The following is a 17,378-nucleotide window of genomic DNA, read 5'->3' on the forward strand; positions in this document are numbered from 1 at the left end:
CCAACGCTCCCCTCAGTTGCCGGTGGTGAAACCGGTGATGTCCCCGACGCGGGTCAGCGCCGCGTGCGCGGCGGCGACGATCCGGTCAGGGGTGAAGCCGAACTGCTCGAACAGCACCGAGTGCGGGGCGCTGGCGCCGTAGTGCTCCAGGCTGACGCTCTCGCCGCAGTCACCGACGATTCCGCGCCAGGACATCGCGATGCCCGCCTCCACGCTCACCCGGGCCTTTACCCCGCGCGGCAGCACCGACTCCCGGTACGCCTCGTCCTGCTCGAAGAACCACTCCTGGCAGGGCATCGACACCACCCGGGTCGGGGTGCCGTCGGCCTCCAGCCGCTCCCGGGCGGTCAGGCAGAGCTGCACCTCGGAGCCGGTGCCGATGATGATCACCTGCGGCTTGCCGTTGGACGCCTCGGCCAGCACGTAGCCGCCCTTGGCGACGCCGTCCGCACCGGCCAGCTGGGAGCGGTCCAGGGTCGGCAGCGGCTGGCGGCTCAACGCCAGCGCGGTCGGCCGGTCGGTGTGCTCCAGCGCCTGCCGCCACGCCCAGACCGTCTCGTTGGCGTCGGCCGGGCGGACCACGTCCAGGCCGGGGATGGCGCGCAGCGCGGTCAGGTGCTCCACCGGCTGGTGGGTCGGGCCGTCCTCGCCGAGGCCGATCGAGTCGTGCGTCCAGACGTAGGTCACCGGCAGCTTCATCAGCGCGGCCAGCCGTACCGAGGGCCGCATGTAGTCGCTGAACACCAGGAAGGTGCCGCCGTACGGGCGGGTGCCGCCGTGCAGGGCGATGCCGTTGAGGATCGCGCCCATGGCGTGCTCACGGATGCCGAAGTGCAGCGTGCGGCCGTACTCGTGGCCGGGGAACTCCTTGGTGGCGTACTGGCTCGGCACGAAGGAGGGCTCGCCCTTCATCGTGGTGTTGTTGCTCTCGGCCAGGTCGGCGGAGCCACCCCACAGCTCGGGCAGCACCGGGGCGAGGGCGCCCAGCACCTTGCCCGAGGCGGCCCGGGTAGCCACGCCCTTGGCGTCGGCCGGGAACTCCGGCAGCGCCTCCGTCCAGCCCTCCGGCAGGGCCCGCGCGGCCAGCCGGTCGTAGAGCGCGCGACGCTGCGGGTTGGCCTCGGACCAGGCGCCGAAGGCGGTGGTCCACTCCTGCTGCTCGGCCTCGCCGCGGCGCAGGGCACCCCGGGCGTGGGCGAGCACCTCCTCGGTGACCTCGAACGAACCGGCCGGGTCGAAGCCGAGGATCTCCTTGGTGGCGGCCACCTCGTCGGCGCCGAGCGCCGAGCCGTGGATCTTGCCGGTGTTCTGCTTGTTCGGTGCCGGCCAGCCGATGATGGTGCGCAGCGCGATGAACGACGGACGGCCGGTCTCCGCCCTGGCGGCCAGCAGCGCCGCGTACAGCTCCTCGACGTTCTCGTGGTAGTCGCCCTGGTCGGCGTCGCCACGTCGCCAGTCGACCGTCTGCACGTGCCAGCCGTACGCCGCGTAGCGGGCCGACACGTCCTCGCTCATCGCGATGCGGGTGTCGTCCTCGATCGAGATCTCGTTGTCGTCGTAGATCACGCAGAGGTTGCCCAGCTGCTGGTGACCGGCGAGGGCGCTGGCCTCGTGGCTGATGCCCTCCTCGATGTCACCGTCGGAGGCGATGCACCAGATGTGGTGGTCGAACACCGACTCGCCCGGCTCGGTCTCGGGGTCGAACAGACCACGCTCGCGGCGCGCCGCCATGGCCATGCCGACGGCGTTGCCCAGACCCTGCCCGAGCGGGCCGGTGGTGGTCTCCACGCCCGGGGTGTGCCCGTGCTCCGGGTGGCCCGGGGTGAGCGAGCCCCACTGCCGCAGCGACTTCAGGTCGTCCAGGCTGAGCGGGTAGCCGGCCAGGAAGAGCTGGATGTACAGCGTCAGGCTGGAGTGGCCGGCGGACAGCACGAAGCGGTCCCGACCGGGCCACGACGGGTCGGCCGGGTTGTGCCGCATGACCCGGTTGAACAACAGGTATGCCGCGGGGGCGAGACTCATCGCCGTACCGGGGTGGCCGTTGCCGGATTTCTCCACGGCGTCCATGGCCAGCACGCGGACGGTGTCCACGGCACGGCGGTCGAGGTCGGACCAGTCAAGTGCGGGGTGCTCGGGTCGTTTGGCAGCCACGGTGGTTAGTGCTCCTCGGCGAGATGGGCGGAACCCTCACTGGTGACCCTATCGAGCGTCCCGGAACGTGCGCCCGAGGATCTCAGCATGCTGGTCTGTACGGTTCGCCCCGGCCGGCCGGTTCAGCTGGGACGATCAGCCTCCGGTGTGACGGTTCGCACCGTTGCCGGGTCGCCCGGGCAGCCAAAACGACAACGCGTAGTGTGTGGGGCGGTTGTGTGTGGATCCGACGGGTCCGACCGCCCGATCTCCCCTGGCGACGCCGGAAGGTGGCAATCCGTGAGCATGATCACCGAGCGCCCGGTCAGTGACCCTGCCGGGGAGTCGCCGGTGCGCTCGGCGGAGCACTCGCCGGCCCGGTCCCGCGACGTGCGGGCGGTGGTGGCCGCGTACGTGTCGTTGACCAAGCCGCGCATCGTCGAGCTGCTGCTGGTCACCACCGTGCCGGCGATGATGCTCGCGCACGGCGGGCTGCCGTCGCTGTGGCTGGTCGCGGTGGTGCTCGTCGGCGGCTCGCTCGCCGCCGGTGCCGCCAGTGTCCTCAACTGCTACATCGACCGCGACATCGACCAGGTGATGCGGCGGACCAAGCGTCGGCCGCTGCCCGCGCACACCGTGACGCCGCGTAACGCCCTGATCTTCGGTCTGGTGCTGGCGGTGGTCTCGGTCGTGCTGATGGCGGCCTTCACCAACCTGCTCGCCGCCGGGCTGACCCTGGCCGCGATCGTCTACTACGACCTGGTCTACACGCTGTGGTTGAAGCGGACCACCACGGCGAACACCTTCTGGGGCGGGGCCTGCGGGGCCGCGCCGGTGTTGATCGGCTGGGCGGCGGTGACCGGTTCGCTGTCGCCGGTGGCCTGGGGGCTGTTCGCGGTGGTCTTCTTCTGGCAGATGCCGCACTTCTACCCCCTGGCGATGAAGTACAAGGACGACTACGCCCGCGCGGGCATTCCGATGCTGCCGGTGGTGGCCTCCGTCCGGCGGGTGAACGCCGAGATCGTGTTCTTCGCCTGGCTGACGGTGCTCTCCTCGCTGGCCGTCTGGGCGCTGGGCCTGAGCCCGGTGTACGGCGTTCCGACGCTGGTGGTGGGCGCGATCTTCATCGTCGAGGCGCACAAGCTGGCCGGGCGGGCCCGGCGGGGCGAGGCGGTCAAGCCGATGCGGCTGTTCCACTGGTCCACGACCTACCTGACCATCGTCTTCGCCGCCGCCGCCCTCGACGCGCTCCTCTGAGCGCGTTCCGCCGAGACGCCCGGTAGGTCCCGTTTCGACGCCGCAGTATAGGAAGGGTTCCTTCTTATCAAGTGGCAGCAGTCGATGTGGGTGTCTGAATTGTCGCCGTAGGTAGGCCACGACGGGTTCCGCGTGTTCCTGGCCGATTGGGCCCCATCTGACCGGTGGTTATGGCCGATTTAGACCGGATAAATACGGGCGAAAAGGTATCCCGTTTCCCTAAACCTTTGCGTTATCGGTATCACAAAAAGCTTACGGTTCTCCTACCTTCGGCACCTTGTTTGCTTAGGCTTCTCGTTATGGCAGATGGTTCCGATACGACGCTGACGGCTGAACAGACCCCCTCCGGCTCGGCCCCCAACGGGCTGGTCGCGGGGATCAGGTCGTTCGCCGCCGGACATGGCGGGGCGAAAGCGGTCATCGAGTACGTCGGCAAGCGAGGTGCCCGGATCGTCCTGGTGGGTTCGGACGGTGCCTGGGGAGACCAGTTCGCAGAGGACACGGTCGTCGCCCGGGAGGCCTGCGCGCAGGCCGGGGTTGCCGTGGAGAACGCCTGGGAGCGGGAACTGATGGACCAGATGCGCCCGAGCAACGACCTTTGGCGTTCGATGGCCCGTCGCACGATGGCCCGTTGACATAAATTGACCGACCACCACCACCAGCCGGCCCGGGGGAAACCCCGGGTCGCTCTCGTCACCTGTACCGAATTCGCCGATCTCGAAGCGGACGATCGCCTCGTGATCGCACCGCTGGCCGCCCGCGACATCGCCGCCGAACCGGTCGTCTGGGACGACCCGGCCGTCGACTGGGCCGACTACGACCTGGTCGTGCTCCGCTCACCCTGGGACTACATGTCCCGCCGCGACGACTTCGTCGCCTGGGCGGCCCGGGTGCCCCGACTGGTCAACCCGGCCGACGTGGTGCGCTGGAACACCGACAAGCGCTACCTCGACGAACTGCGTGCCGCCGGGGTGCCGACCGTACCCACCGGCTGGGTGCTGCCCGGTGAGTCGTGGCAGCCGCCCGCCGACGACGGCGAGTACGTCGTCAAACCGTCGATCAGCGCCGGCAGCCAGGACACCGGCCGCTACGACCTGACCGACCCGGAGCACCGGGACCTCGCCGTGGCGCACGTACGCCGGCTCGGCGACGCCGGTCGGATCGCCATGATCCAGCCGTACCTGCGCGCGGTGGACACCGCCGGGGAGACCGCGCTGCTCTACCTCGCCGGCCCGCAGGGGCTGGCGTTCAGCCACGCCATCCGCAAGGGGCCGATGCTGTCCGGTCCCGACCTGGGCACCGAAGGGCTGTACAAGCCCGAGGAGATCAGCCCGCGTACCGCCACCGCAGACCAGCTCGCGGTGGCCGAGCGCACCCTGGCCGTGGTGCCCGGCGGGACGGACCGCCTGCTCTACGCCCGGGTGGACCTGATCCCCGGCCCGGACGGCACGCCGGTGCTTGTCGAGTTGGAGCTGACCGAGCCGTCCCTGTTCCTCGGCTACGCCGACGGCGCTCCGGAGCGCCTCGCCGAGGCCATCCACACACACCTGACCCACGCACCCGCCTGACCCGCGCCGCCGCCCGACCCCTACCGCCGACTCCGTCGGCTCAGGGGCGGGCGGGAGCGCGGGTCAGGCGTGGGCGGTGACCGGCTCCTGGGCGGGGGTGACGCTTCCGGGCGGCGTGGCCGGGCCGGTCGGGTCGGGGTGCGCCGGGCGGCGTTCGCGGATCGACCAGAGCACCGACAGGGTGGCCAGCCAGACCAGGCAGGAGCCGAGCATGTGGGCGCCCACCAGCAGCACCGGCAGGTTGGTGAAGTACTGCACGAAGCCGATCACGCCCTGAGCCAGCTCGACGAGCAGCAGGGTGCGGACGGCCCGTACCGCCCCGGCCGGTGCACCGAGGGCGCGCAGCGCCAGCCACAGGCCGACGGTCAGGCCGATCAGCAGGAAGACCAGGTCGGCGTGCACCTGGGAGATGGTCTGCGGGTCCAGGCCGTTGCGGACCGCGTCGGCATCTCCGGCGTGCGGACCGCTGCCGGTGACCAGCACCCCGACGACGATCACCGCCGCGCTGACCACCACCGTGATCCAGGTCAGGGCCCGCAGCGCCGGGGGGACCAGGGCGACCTTGGGGCCGTCGGGTTCGCGTACCTGCCGCCACAGGGCGTACGAGACGAGCAGCAGCAGCATCGAGACCACGAAGTGGATGCCCACGACCGAGGGGTGCAGCTGGGTGCGTACGGTGATGCCGCCGATCACGGCCTGCGCCACGATGCCCAGCACGACGGCCAGCACGAGGGGCAGCGCTCCCCGCCGACGCGGGCGGTGCGCCAGGACGGCCAGCAGGGCGGCGCCGGCGATCAGCACCAGGACGAAGGTGAGCAGCCGGTTGCCGAATTCGATCACCCCGTGCACGCCCATCTCGGCGGTCGTGGTGTAGGAATCATCGGTGCACCTGGGCCAGGTGGGGCAGCCGAGGCCCGAGGCGGTCAGCCGGACCGCCCCGCCGGTGACGACGATCACCACGTTCGCCACGATGTTGGCGAACGCGAGGCGGCGGAGCAGCGTGCTGGAGACCGGGAACCGGGCAGGTCGCTTCACGGAGCGAATCCTACGCACCGTAGTTGTCCCCGATCGGGTGACTCCGCCCTTTCGGTGGCTCGGATCACCGGACCCCCGTTTGCAGGGCCTGGTCGAATTACGTAACGTGGGCGTTGTGAAAAAGGCGGCAGGGCTCCCCGAGCACCCGTCGGCAGCCGATTCGGCCGCCGGCAGCTCGACGCCACCCGCCTCCACCAGGCCGGTAGCGGATGCTACTCCCAGCGCCGACTCGTCGACCCGCAGCCGGGTCACCCAGCTGCTGCTGGAGCGCCGCGCCGCCACCGCCGCTCAGCTGGGCGGCGCGCTGGGGCTCAGCCCGGCGGCGATCCGCCGGCACCTCGACGCGATGCTCGCCGATGGTGACGTGGTCGCCCGCGAGCAGACGGTACGCGGTCACCGGGGGCGGGGCCGTCCGGCCAAGGTGTTCCTGCTGACCGATGCCGCGCGTAGCCGCTGCGGCACCCACCATTACGACAACATGGCCACCGCCGCGCTGCGGTGGATCGCCCGCACCGGTGGCCCTCGCGCGGTGGAGGAGTTCGCCGCCGAGCAGGTGGCCGCCCTGGAGGCGCGCTGTCAGGCGGCCCTGGCCGACGCCGGGGACGACCCGATGGCGCGGGCGGAGGCTCTCGCCGCCGCGCTGACCGCCGAGGGTTACGCTGCCAGTGCGTCCACGATCGCTTCCGGCGGCCAGCTGTGTCAGCACCACTGCCCGGTGGCGCACGTGGCCGCCGAGTTCCCTGCGCTGTGCGAGGCCGAGACCACGGTGATCTCCCGCCTGGTCGGCACGCACGTGCAACGTTTGGCCACCATCGCGCACGGTGACGGGGTGTGCACCACGCACATTCCCGGTTCGCCGCCTGCCCAGTCCGGTACGACCGTCACCACTGTGAGGACAGATAGATGACCGAGCAGATCGTCCAGCCCCTGACCCAGGAGGAGCAGCTCGCCGCCCTCGGTAACTACGAGTACGGCTGGGCCGACCCGGACGTCGCCGGCGCTGTGGCTCAGCGTGGCCTCAACGAGGCGGTGGTGCGGGACATCTCGGCCAAGAAGAACGAGCCGGCCTGGATGCTCGACCTGCGGCTGAAGGGCCTGCGGCTGTTCGAGCGCAAGCCGATGCCGGCCTGGGGCGCCGACCTCACCGGGATCGACTTCGACAACATCAAGTACTTCGTGCGGTCCACCGAGAAGCAGGCCACCAGCTGGGAGGACCTGCCCGAGGACATCAAGAACACCTACGACAGGCTGGGCATCCCCGAGGCGGAGAAGCAGCGGCTGGTCGCCGGTGTGGCGGCGCAGTACGAGTCCGAGGTGGTCTACCACAAGATCCGTGAGGACCTGGAGGAGCAGGGTGTCGTCTTCCTCGACACCGATACCGCCCTCAAGGAGCACGAGGACATCTTCAAGGAGTACTTCGGCACGGTGATCCCGGTCGGCGACAACAAGTTCGCCGCGCTGAACACGTCCGTGTGGTCCGGTGGCTCGTTCATCTACGTGCCGAAGGGCGTGCACGTGGAGATCCCGCTGCAGGCGTACTTCCGGATCAACACCGAGAACATGGGCCAGTTCGAGCGGACGCTGATCATCGTCGACGAGGGTGCGTACGTGCACTACGTCGAGGGCTGCACCGCGCCCATCTACTCCTCGGACTCGCTGCACAGCGCGGTCGTCGAGATCATCGTCAAGAAGAACGCCCGCTGCCGCTACACCACCATCCAGAACTGGTCGAACAACGTCTACAACCTGGTCACCAAGCGCGCGGTGTGCCACGAGGGCGCGACCATGGAGTGGATCGACGGCAACATCGGCTCCAAGGTGACCATGAAGTACCCGGCGGTCTACATGACCGGCGAGCACGCCAAGGGCGAGGTGCTCTCGGTGGCCATGGCCGGCGAGGGGCAGCACCAGGACGCCGGCGCCAAGATGGTGCACGCGGCACCGCACACCAGCAGCACCATCGTGTCGAAGTCGATCGCCCGGGGTGGCGGCCGGACCTCGTACCGGGGTCTGGTGCAGGTGCTGGAGGGTTCGCACAGCAGCGCCAGCACGGTCAAGTGCGACGCCCTGCTGGTGGACACCATCTCCCGCTCGGACACCTACCCGTACGTCGACATCCGCGAGGACGACGTCTCGATGGGGCACGAGGCCACCGTCTCCAAGGTCAGCGAGGACCAGCTCTTCTACCTGATGAGCCGGGGCCTGAGCGAGGACGAGGCGATGGCGATGATCGTGCGTGGCTTCATCGAGCCGATCGCCAAGGAACTGCCGATGGAGTACGCCCTGGAGCTCAACCGCCTGATCGAGCTGCAGATGGAGGGCGCGGTCGGCTGACCCCGCCCGGCGGGCCGGCACGTCCGGCCCGCCACCCCAGCACCAGACCGTCGTCGCAAGAACAGACCAAGGACGAGATGACTATCCAGGCTTCCGCGCCGCCGACCACCAAGTCGCAGGCGCTGCGCTCGTACGACGTCGCCGACTTCCCGGCCCTCACCGGCCTGGAGGAGGAGTGGCGATTCACCCCGCTCAAGCGGCTGCGCGGGCTGGTCGGTGACGATCGCATCGCCACCGGCACGGTCCGGCACGAGTACGCCGACCTGCCCGAGGGCGTACTGGTGGAGCGGATCGGCCGCGACGACCCGCGGGTCGGTACGGTGCTCACCCCGTTCGACCGGGTCAGCGCGCTGGCCTACGGCGGCGTCGAGCAGGCGCTGCTGGTGCGGGTGGCCCAGGACGCCGTGGTCAGCGGCCCGGCCGTGCTGCGGGTGGTCGGTGAGGGCAGCGAGGGCCTGGCCTTCGGGCACACCGTCGTCGAGGTGGGCCGGTTCGCCGAGGCGATCCTGGTGCTGGAGCACGTGGGTTCGGCGACGCTGGCGGACAACGTCGAGGTGACCGTCGGGGACGGGGCGAAGCTGACCCTGGTCACCGTCGCCGACTGGGCCGACGACGCGGTGCAGGCCCAGCACCTGAAGGTGAAGCTGGGCCGCGACGCGCGGGTGCTGCACGTGCAGGTGAGCCTCGGCGGTGACCTGGTCCGGCAGTACACCACTGTCGAGTACACCGATCGGGGTGGCGAGGCCGAGCTGTACGGCGTCTACTTCGCCGACTCGGGCCAGCACCTGGAGCACCGCCAGCTGGTCGACCACACCGTCCCGGACTGCCGCAGCTACGTCGGCTACCGGGGCGCGTTGCAGGGCGAGAGCGCCCACACCGTCTGGGTCGGTGACGTGCTGATCCGGGCCGAGGCGACCGGCACCGACACGTACGAGATCAACCGGAACCTGCTGCTCAGCGACGGCGCGCGGGCGGACTCCGTACCGAACCTGGAGATCGAGACCGGCGAGATCGCCGGTGCCGGTCACGCCAGCGCCACCGGCCGCTTCGACGACGAGCAGCTGTTCTACCTGATGGCCCGGGGCATCCCGGAGGCCGAGGCCCGCCGGCTGGTGGTGCGCGGCTTCTTCGCCGAGCTGCTGAACAAGATCCCGGTCGAGGAGTTGCGAGAGCGGCTGGGGGAGACCATCGAGGCGCGGCTGTCCAAGGCGGGCGCCTGATGATCCGGATCTGTGCGGTCGAGGACGTGCCGAAGGGCACCGCGATCAGCGCCGATGTCGAGGGCACCCAGATCGCGCTGGTGCACGGCGAGGACGACCAGTTCTACGCCGTGTACGACGAGTGCTCGCACGCCGCGGTGGCGCTCTCCGAGGGTGAGGTGGAGGGCTGCACGCTGGAGTGCTGGCTGCACGGCTCCCGCTTCGACCTGCGTACCGGCGAGCCGAGCGGCCTGCCCGCGACCGAACCCGTCCCTGTCTACCCCGTCGAAGTCCGCGACGGCGACATCTACGTCAGTCTGACGCCGAGCAATGGAGTGACCCGATAATGAGCACCCTGGAGATCCGTGACCTGCAGGTGTCGGTCAAGCTGCCCGAGGGTGAGCTCAAGCCGATCCTGGCCGGTGTCGACCTGACCGTCCGCTCCGGCGAGACCCACGCCATCATGGGCCCGAACGGCTCCGGCAAGTCGACCCTGGCGTACTCGATCGCCGGTCACCCGAAGTACGAGATCACCGGCGGTTCGGTGACCCTCGACGGCGTCGACGTGCTGGAGATGTCCGTCGACGAGCGGGCCCGCGCCGGCCTCTTCCTGGCCATGCAGTACCCGGTCGAGGTGCCCGGTGTGTCGGTGGCGAACTTCCTGCGTACCGCCAAGACCGCCATCGACGGCGAGGCGCCGAAGCTGCGGACCTGGGGTGCCGAGCTGCGCGGCGCGATGGAGCGCCTGCACATGGACCCGGCGTTCGCCCAGCGCAACGTCAACGAGGGCTTCTCCGGCGGCGAGAAGAAGCGGCACGAGATCGTGCAGCTGGAGCTGCTCAAGCCGAAGGTGGCCATCCTCGACGAGACCGACTCCGGCCTCGACGTGGACGCGCTGCGGGTGGTCAGCGAGGGCGTGAACCGGGTGCGCGACACCGGTGACACCGGCCTGCTGCTGATCACCCACTACACCCGGATCCTGCGCTACATCAAGCCGGACTTCGTGCACGTCTTCGTGGCCGGCCGGATCGTCGAGCAGGGTGGCCCGGAGTTGGCCGACAAGCTTGAGGAAGAGGGCTACGAGCGGTACGTGGCCGGGGCCGGTTCGGCGCGGGCCTGATCCCAGAGGAAAGGCTGGTCACGACGATGACCACCATCGCGATCCCGCCGGGGATGCCGCAGTACGACGACGAGCCGCGCTACGACGTGGCGGCGGTACGTGCCGACTTCCCGATCCTCGGTCGGGAGATCAACGGCCATCCGCTGGTCTACCTCGACAGCGCCAACACCTCGCACAAGCCGCGTCAGGTGCTCGACGTGCTGCGCGAGCACTACGAGCAGCACAACGCCAACGTGTCCCGGTCGGTCCACACGCTGGGCACCGAGGCCACCGAGGGGTACGAGTCGGCTCGGGCGAAGGTGGCGTCGTTCATCAACGCGCCGAGCGTCGACGAGGTGGTGTTCACCAAGAACTCCACCGAGGCGATCAACATCGTGGCGTACGCCTTCTCCAACGCCTCGCTGCGCGCCGACGCCGACCCTCGGTTCCGGCTCGGCCCGGGTGACGAGATCGTCATCTCCGAGATGGAGCACCACTCGAACATCGTGCCGTGGCAGCTGCTGGCCGAGCGCACCGGCGCGACGCTGCGCTGGTTCCCGGTCACCGAGCAGGGCCGGCTGGACGAGTCGGGGCTGACGGACCTGGTCACCGAGCGGACGAAGATCGTCTCGCTGGTGCACGTGTCAAACATCCTCGGCACGGTCAACGCCACCGCGCGGATCACCGAGCGGGTCCGCGAGGTGGGCGCGCTGCTGCTGTGGGACTGCTCGCAGTCGGTGCCGCACATGCCGATCGACGTGGTCGACATGGACGCCGACTTCATCGTCTTCACCGGGCACAAGATGTGCGGCCCGACCGGCATCGGGGTGTTGTGGGGGCGGTCGGAACTGCTCGCCGCGATGCCGCCGGTGCTCGGTGGCGGTTCGATGATCGAGACGGTGACGCTGGCCGGCTCGACGTTCGCCGCGCCGCCGGCCCGGTTCGAGGCGGGCACCCCGCCGATCGCCGAGGCGGTCGCGCTGGGTGCGGCCGTGGACTACCTCACCGCGCTCGACATGCGGGCGATCCAGTGGCACGAGAAGCAGTTGACCGCGTACGCCCTGGATGCTCTGGGTAGCGTGCCCGGCCTGCGGATCTTCGGCCCGGACGTGCCGGTCGGCCGGGGTGGCACGATCTCCTTCGCCCTCGGCGACGTGCATCCGCACGACGTCGGGCAGGTGCTCGACTCCCTGGGTGTGCAGGTGCGGGTGGGCCACCACTGTGCCCGGCCGGTCTGCACCCGCTTCGGGGTGCCGGCGATGACCCGGGCCTCGTTCTACCTCTACACCACCACCGAGGAGATCGACGCCCTGGTGGCTGGCCTGGAGCAGGTGCGGAAGGTGTTCGAGTGAGCGGCGACGCAGGAGTCCGCGAGTCGACAGGAGCTCAGCCTGATGCAGCTTGAATCGCTCTACCAGGAGATCATCCTGGATCACTACAAGCACCCGCAGGGGCGAGGGCTGCGCGACGCCGCCGACCCGGCCGACCGGGTGGCCGAGGCGCACCACGTCAACCCCACGTGCGGTGACGAGGTGACCGTCCGGGTGGCCACCGACGGTGAGGTGCTGCACGACGTGTCGTACGACGGCATGGGCTGCTCGATCAGCCAGGCGTCGGCCAGCGTGCTGCACGAGCTGTTGACCGGCCGGGAGGCGGTGGCGGCGTTCCAGGTGCACGAGGCGTTCGTGGCGCTGATGTCCGGCCGTGGCCAGGTCACGCCGGACGAGGAGGTGCTCGGCGACGGGGTGGCGTTCGAGGGTGTCGCCCGTTATCCCGCCCGGGTCAAGTGCGCGTTGTTGCCGTGGATGGCGTTCAAGGACGCCGCGGCACGCGCCGGTGTGGGCGCGAGCCCGACGGAGGTGAAGGCATGACCGAGGAAACCAGCACGCCGGAGGCGGGCGCCGTGGCGACCGACAGCGCGGCGACGCCGGCCACCGATGCGTCGGCGACGCCCGCTGCCGACGGTACGGCAGCGCGCGGCAAGGCCGCCGTGGCCGACGTCGAGGAGGCGATGAAGGACGTCGTCGACCCGGAGTTGGGCATCAACGTGGTCGACCTCGGCCTGGTGTACGGGGTGCATGTCGACGACGAGAACGTGGCCACCCTGGACATGACGCTGACGTCGGCGGCCTGCCCGCTCACCGACGTGATCGAGGACCAGGCCCGCCAGGCGCTGACCACCGGCCCGGGTGGCGGCCTGGTCAACGACATCCGGATCAACTGGGTCTGGCTGCCGCCGTGGGGTCCGGACAAGATCACCGACGAGGGTCGGGATCAGCTCCGTTCCCTCGGCTTCAACGTCTGACGCGGACATCCAGACGCCCGGAGCACCGGCCACGGCCGGTGCTCCGGGCGTCTTTGCGTGGGTTTGCCGAGGTCAGCCCTTGATTCGCGGGATGTTAACCGCTGGCGTGAGGCAGCCGCCTCGTGCAAGATCGTGTGCGTGTGCGAGGCGCTTGCGATTGAGCCGTTCCCTGTCACCGTGACCATCGTCGCGGGTCGACAGCAGAACTCGGCACGTGGCGTCTCGATCCCTTGTCGACCGTCGTGACCGGCGCATTCCTGGCCGGTGTGGTCGCCGGCTACGGTGTGGCCATTCCGGTCGGCGCGATCGCCGTACTCATCCTCGGGCTCGCCGCGCGGACCTCGTTCCGGGTCGGTGCGTCCGCTGCGCTCGGGGTGGCCACTGCCGACGGGATCTACGCCGGGGTGGCGGCGTTCGGCGGGGCCGTGGTCGCCGGCTGGCTGGCACCGTTCGCCACGCCGCTGCGACTGGTCGCGGCGGCGGTGTTGTTGGGCCTGGCCGGTTACGGGGCGTGGCGGGCGCTGCGGCCGCGCGGCGCGGCCGACCCGGCAGCGGACGTCGGCGGGGCTGCGAGACGGGGCCTGGACACCCCGATCCGGGCCTTCGCCGGGATCCTCGCGCTGACCCTGCTCAATCCGGCCACAGTCGTCTACTTCACGGCGCTGGTGCTCGGTCGGGTGGAGTTCGGCGGATCGGGGTTCGCCCTGGCGACCCTGTTCACCCTGGGGGTGTTCCTCGCCTCGGCCAGTTGGCAGTTGCTGATCGCCGCAGGCGGCACGATGGTCGGGCGGGTGCTCACCGGGGTGCGGGGCAGGCTGGTGACGGCGCTGTCGTCAAGCGCCGTCATCGCCGCGCTCGCCGTCGCCATGCTGCTGAATGGACACTAAGCGACTGTCGTCACGACCGTGGTGACGGTCGTCATCTGCGACAGACACCACAGATATGACGGTTGCATGTTGATCGTGTGGCAGCCAGGTAAAGAAGGCTGCTGGAGGGACGGTCGGTCCCGTGCGCCGAACGGTTGGATCATGGTCGTCCCGCAGTCGGCCTTGATCATCCGTTCGGTAATGCCTGAGGCTCGAATCAGTGGAGCTGCGGTCCATTCCTGACTGCCGAGCGCCTGTCGGCCAACGTCCTGCCAGGTGGACCTCACCCTTCCGTCCGATGCCCTGAATTCATCTCGTGTTTAGGGTGCTGGCAAATCCTGATCATCTTGCCCTCTCCAATACCGAAGGAGAGGGCACGTTTGGTCATTCCCCTTCACAGCTGGGAGCAACCTTGAGGATCATCCTCACCCCACAAGCGCGTGGCGGGCGCAGCAGCGGCCCGCCGCGTCGTGGTCGACTGGCGGGCGTCCTGGCCGCCGCGTTGACCGCAGCGATGCTGCCGGTCCTGGCCGCGCCCACCGCTGCCGTCGCCGCTCCGTCGAGCGAGAGCCTCTGGCGCAAGGTGGACGGCAAGCCCGCTCCGACCAAGTCGGGCAAGAAGGCCGCCATCAAGGCGAAGAAGCAGAAGACCTTCACGCTCGACCGGGCCGGCATCGAGAGCCTGCTGGACAAGGCGCCGGTGGAGAACCGTCTCGCCGCCCGTCAGCAGCGGCAGCTGGTGTCGCTGCCCGCCCCGGACGGCACGTTCCAGCGCTTCGAGCTGGTCGAGTCGCCGGTGATGGAAGCCGACCTCGCCGCCGCTCACCCCGAGATCACCACGTACGCGGGCAAGGGCGTGGACGACCCGACCGCGACGGTGCGGGCCGACCTCACCCCGCTCGGCTTCCACGCCTCGGTGCGCTCGTCCGAGGGCACCTGGTACATCGACCCGGTCTACCAGCGCGACCAGAGCCTGTACGCGAGCTACTTCGCCAGGGACCTGGAGGACACCCACGGTGAATTCCACGAGCACGAGGACGTCGAGACGGCGGCCCACGCTCTGAAGGAAGAGATCGGGGCCCACGCGGATGAGCCGGTCATCGGCCCGCTGGTGTCGCTGCGGACCTACCGGCTCGCGATGGTCACCGACCCGTCGTACGCCAACTACTTCGGCGCGGAGAACGTGACCGCGGCGAAGGTGACGCTGATCAACCGGGTCAACCAGATCTACGAGGACGAGACCGCGATCCGGCTCGTCCTGGTCAACGCCACCGACGAGACGAACCTGAACACCCCGGCGCTGGCCACCGAGCCCAACGGCCCGTGTGGCGCGGCACCCTGCTACACCCCGGCCCAGCTTGCCGGGTGCAGCAGCGGTCTGCTGAACCGCAACCGGATCGTCCTCGGTCAGATCGTCGGCGCCGGCAACTACGACGTCGGACACATCGCCCTCGGCCTCGCCGGTGGCGGTATCGCCGGCCTCGGCGTTGTCGGTGGTGACGGCAAGGCGCGCGGTTGCACCGGTCTGCCGAACCCGGTCGGTGACTATTTCGCGGTCGACTATGTCGCACACGAGATCGGTCACCAGTTCGCCGGTAACCACACCTTCAACGGCAACCAGCACAACTGCTCCGGCGGCAACCGCAGCGCGGCCAACTCGTACGAGCCGGGCAGCGGTTCGTCGATCATGGCGTACGCCGGTATCTGCCGGCAGGACAACCTCCAGCCGCACACCGACCCGTACTGGTCGCACCGCACCTTCACCGAGATCACGACCTTCGTCAACGCGACGCGGCCGGCGATCAACGAGGTGCAGACCGTTTCGCTGCGCGACTTCGACACCGATGGTGACTCCTTCACGATCAGCTACGGTGGCGCGAACTCGGCCCCGATCGTGCGTGGCGTCAACTACACCACCGCCGGCATCAAGGCCGCGATCGAGGCGATCCCGGGCTGGCCGGCGGGCGCCACGGTGAACGTCGCCGCCTTCGGCGGCAGCGGGACGCTGAACGACACCGGCTTCCAGGTGACGTTCACCGGCGCGCTGGCCCAGACCAACGTCGAGCAGCTCGCCCTGACCAACGTCTTCGGTGCCTCCGGCTTCGTCGGCGAGACGTCCAAGGGTGGTGCCATCGACAACGGTGGGCACCTGGTGCAGGAGACGGCCAACCACGCTCCCGTGGTCACCGTGCCGGACAGCGTCACCATCCCGGTGCGTACCCCGTTCGCGCTCACCGGTAGCGCCACCGACGCCGACGGCGACGCGCTGACCTACCTGTGGGAGCAGAACGACCGGGGTGGCTCCGCCGGTACCGCACTGATGAACAACACCAAGACCAACGGTCCGTTGTTCCGGGTCTTCGGCGAGGCGGCGAACGTGACGCCGGAGGACGCCCAGCAGTACCACTCGCCGGGTCAGAACGTGGTCACCACCAACTCGACCCGGGTCTTCCCGGACATGAAGCAGATCCTGGCCGGCAACACCAACGCCAAGACGGGCGCCTGCCCGGTCGCACCGGCGCCGCCGACCAGCGGGAGCGCCTCGAACGTTCCCGCCGAGATCGTGGACTGCTACTCGGAGTTCCTGCCCACTCAGGACTGGGTCGGTTTCAACAATGACCGGACCATGAACTTCAAGCTCACCGCCCGCGACGGGCGGCTGGGTGGCGGTGGCGTGGGCAGCGCCAACGTCGCTGTGGCCCTGGCTCCGCAGGCCGGGCCGTTCCTGGTCACCTCGCAGGGCACCGACGCCGGCCTCGACGGCGGTTCGACCCAGACGGTGACCTGGGATGTCGCCGGCACCGACCAGGCGCCGGTGAACGTCAGCGAGGTGAAGATCACGCTTTCCGCCGACGGTGGGGAGACCTTCCCGTACGTGCTGGCGGAGAGCACCGCGAACAGCGGCAGCGCCGAGGTGCGCCTGCCGAACGTCTCGACGGACAAGGCTCGCATCAAGATCGAGGCGGTGGGGAACGTCTTCTTCGCCGTCAACGAGGCCGACTTCACCATCCTGCTCAACGGTGGGGACGCGCAGCAGCAGATCACCACCACCGTCAAGCCGGGTCCGCTGGCGCTGTCCGTCGCCGGCTCGACCGTCGCCCTGCCGGCGGTCAACCTCGGTGACATCACCACCGGTGCGCTGAACCAGGCCACCGTCGAGGACCTGCGGGGCACCAGCGCCGGCTGGAGCCTGACCGGCCAGGTCTCCGACTTCACCTCGACCAACGGTGCCAGCATCGCTGCCGGTAACCTCGGCTGGGTGCCGTCGGCGGAGGCTCAGACCGAGCGGTTCATCGGTGTCCAGGGTGTCGTCACCCCGGGTGCCGTCGCCGAGCCCGGCGCCGGTCTGGGTGAGGCACGTGCCCTCTGCACCTCGGCTGCCGGGGTCAGTGGTGGCGTGTTCACCTGTGACGCTGAGCTCAACCTCGGTGTGCCGTCCTCCGCACGGGCGGGCGACTACATCGCGACCCTGACCCTGACCCTCTCCTAGGTTCGGGTAGTCGGGTCATTCCGGTGGGGCGGAGCAATCCGCCCCACCGGTGGCGGGACGGGGGCACAACTCCCGTCCCGCCGTCCCGACCCGCT

Annotated in this window: 15 protein-coding genes; 13 read left to right on the top strand and 2 right to left on the bottom strand. The window is 69.7% G+C overall.

Annotated elements, in window-relative coordinates; translation table 11 throughout:
- Positions 1-12: 12 nt before the first annotated feature.
- Complete coding sequence (gene tkt / locus Vgi01_RS13845) at positions 13-2,151, bottom strand: transketolase (RefSeq protein WP_204291284.1); 2,139 nt, start codon at positions 2,149-2,151, stop codon at positions 13-15.
- A gap of 279 nt (positions 2,152-2,430) precedes the next feature.
- Between tkt and Vgi01_RS13850 the strand changes: the two genes are divergently transcribed.
- The 3 genes from Vgi01_RS13850 (at position 2,431) to Vgi01_RS13860 (ending at position 4,955) form a co-directional block, all read left to right on the top strand.
- Positions 2,431-3,387 carry a heme o synthase gene (locus tag Vgi01_RS13850; RefSeq protein ID WP_102658516.1) on the top strand — a complete coding sequence of 319 codons (957 nt, stop codon included), beginning with the start codon at positions 2,431-2,433 and terminating at the stop codon, positions 3,385-3,387.
- Positions 3,388-3,686: 299 nt separating this feature from the next.
- Complete coding sequence (locus Vgi01_RS13855; RefSeq protein ID WP_013734941.1) at positions 3,687-4,022, top strand: hypothetical protein; 336 nt, start codon at positions 3,687-3,689, stop codon at positions 4,020-4,022.
- Positions 4,023-4,028: 6 nt separating this feature from the next.
- Positions 4,029-4,955, top strand: a complete 927-nt coding sequence (locus Vgi01_RS13860) for an ATP-grasp domain-containing protein (protein ID WP_102658515.1) — start codon at positions 4,029-4,031, stop codon at positions 4,953-4,955.
- Between the two features lie 63 nt (positions 4,956-5,018).
- On the opposite strand, the gene Vgi01_RS13865 is transcribed toward Vgi01_RS13860, so the two are convergent.
- Positions 5,019-6,008, bottom strand: a complete 990-nt coding sequence (locus Vgi01_RS13865) for a COX15/CtaA family protein (protein WP_233196845.1) — start codon at positions 6,006-6,008, stop codon at positions 5,019-5,021.
- Between the two features lie 97 nt (positions 6,009-6,105).
- Here Vgi01_RS13865 and Vgi01_RS13870 point away from each other — a divergent pair, with 97 nt between their 5' ends.
- The 10 genes from Vgi01_RS13870 to Vgi01_RS13915 all read left to right on the top strand — a co-directional run bounded on the left by Vgi01_RS13870 (position 6,106) and on the right by Vgi01_RS13915 (position 17,283).
- Complete coding sequence (locus Vgi01_RS13870; RefSeq protein ID WP_102658513.1) at positions 6,106-6,897, top strand: helix-turn-helix transcriptional regulator; 792 nt, start codon at positions 6,106-6,108, stop codon at positions 6,895-6,897.
- Positions 6,894-8,324 (top strand): Fe-S cluster assembly protein SufB, encoded by a 1,431-nt coding sequence (gene sufB / locus Vgi01_RS13875; RefSeq protein WP_102658512.1) that lies wholly within the window; start codon positions 6,894-6,896, stop codon positions 8,322-8,324. The genes Vgi01_RS13870 and sufB overlap by 4 nt, the downstream gene beginning before the upstream one ends.
- A 77-nt stretch (positions 8,325-8,401) precedes the next feature.
- Positions 8,402-9,544, top strand: coding sequence for a Fe-S cluster assembly protein SufD (sufD, locus tag Vgi01_RS13880; RefSeq protein ID WP_102658511.1), 1,143 nt, complete (start codon positions 8,402-8,404; stop codon positions 9,542-9,544).
- Positions 9,544-9,870 (top strand): non-heme iron oxygenase ferredoxin subunit, encoded by a 327-nt coding sequence (locus tag Vgi01_RS13885; RefSeq protein ID WP_102658510.1) that lies wholly within the window; start codon positions 9,544-9,546, stop codon positions 9,868-9,870. Before sufD ends, Vgi01_RS13885 begins: the two co-directional genes overlap by 1 nt.
- Positions 9,870-10,643 carry a Fe-S cluster assembly ATPase SufC gene (gene sufC, locus Vgi01_RS13890; protein ID WP_013734934.1) on the top strand — a complete coding sequence of 258 codons (774 nt, stop codon included), beginning with the start codon at positions 9,870-9,872 and terminating at the stop codon, positions 10,641-10,643. Before Vgi01_RS13885 ends, sufC begins: the two co-directional genes overlap by 1 nt.
- Positions 10,644-10,669: 26 nt before the next feature.
- Positions 10,670-11,974: a cysteine desulfurase gene (locus tag Vgi01_RS13895; RefSeq protein WP_102658509.1), complete on the top strand. Its 1,305-nt coding sequence runs from the start codon at positions 10,670-10,672 to the stop codon at positions 11,972-11,974.
- Between the two features lie 42 nt (positions 11,975-12,016).
- Positions 12,017-12,493, top strand: a complete 477-nt coding sequence (gene sufU, locus Vgi01_RS13900; protein WP_102658508.1) for a Fe-S cluster assembly sulfur transfer protein SufU — start codon at positions 12,017-12,019, stop codon at positions 12,491-12,493.
- A complete protein-coding gene (locus Vgi01_RS13905) occupies positions 12,490-12,927 on the top strand; it encodes a metal-sulfur cluster assembly factor (protein WP_102658507.1) in 438 nt (145 codons plus the stop codon). Before sufU ends, Vgi01_RS13905 begins: the two co-directional genes overlap by 4 nt.
- Positions 12,928-13,157: 230 nt before the next feature.
- Complete coding sequence (locus Vgi01_RS13910; RefSeq protein WP_204291285.1) at positions 13,158-13,814, top strand: LysE/ArgO family amino acid transporter; 657 nt, start codon at positions 13,158-13,160, stop codon at positions 13,812-13,814.
- A gap of 391 nt (positions 13,815-14,205) precedes the next feature.
- Positions 14,206-17,283 carry a M12 family metallo-peptidase gene (locus Vgi01_RS13915; RefSeq protein ID WP_239088955.1) on the top strand — a complete coding sequence of 1,026 codons (3,078 nt, stop codon included), beginning with the start codon at positions 14,206-14,208 and terminating at the stop codon, positions 17,281-17,283.
- Positions 17,284-17,378: the final 95 nt, after the last annotated feature.

The organism is Micromonospora gifhornensis, assembly GCF_016863515.1.
Taxonomy (GTDB): domain Bacteria; phylum Actinomycetota; class Actinomycetes; order Mycobacteriales; family Micromonosporaceae; genus Micromonospora; species Micromonospora gifhornensis.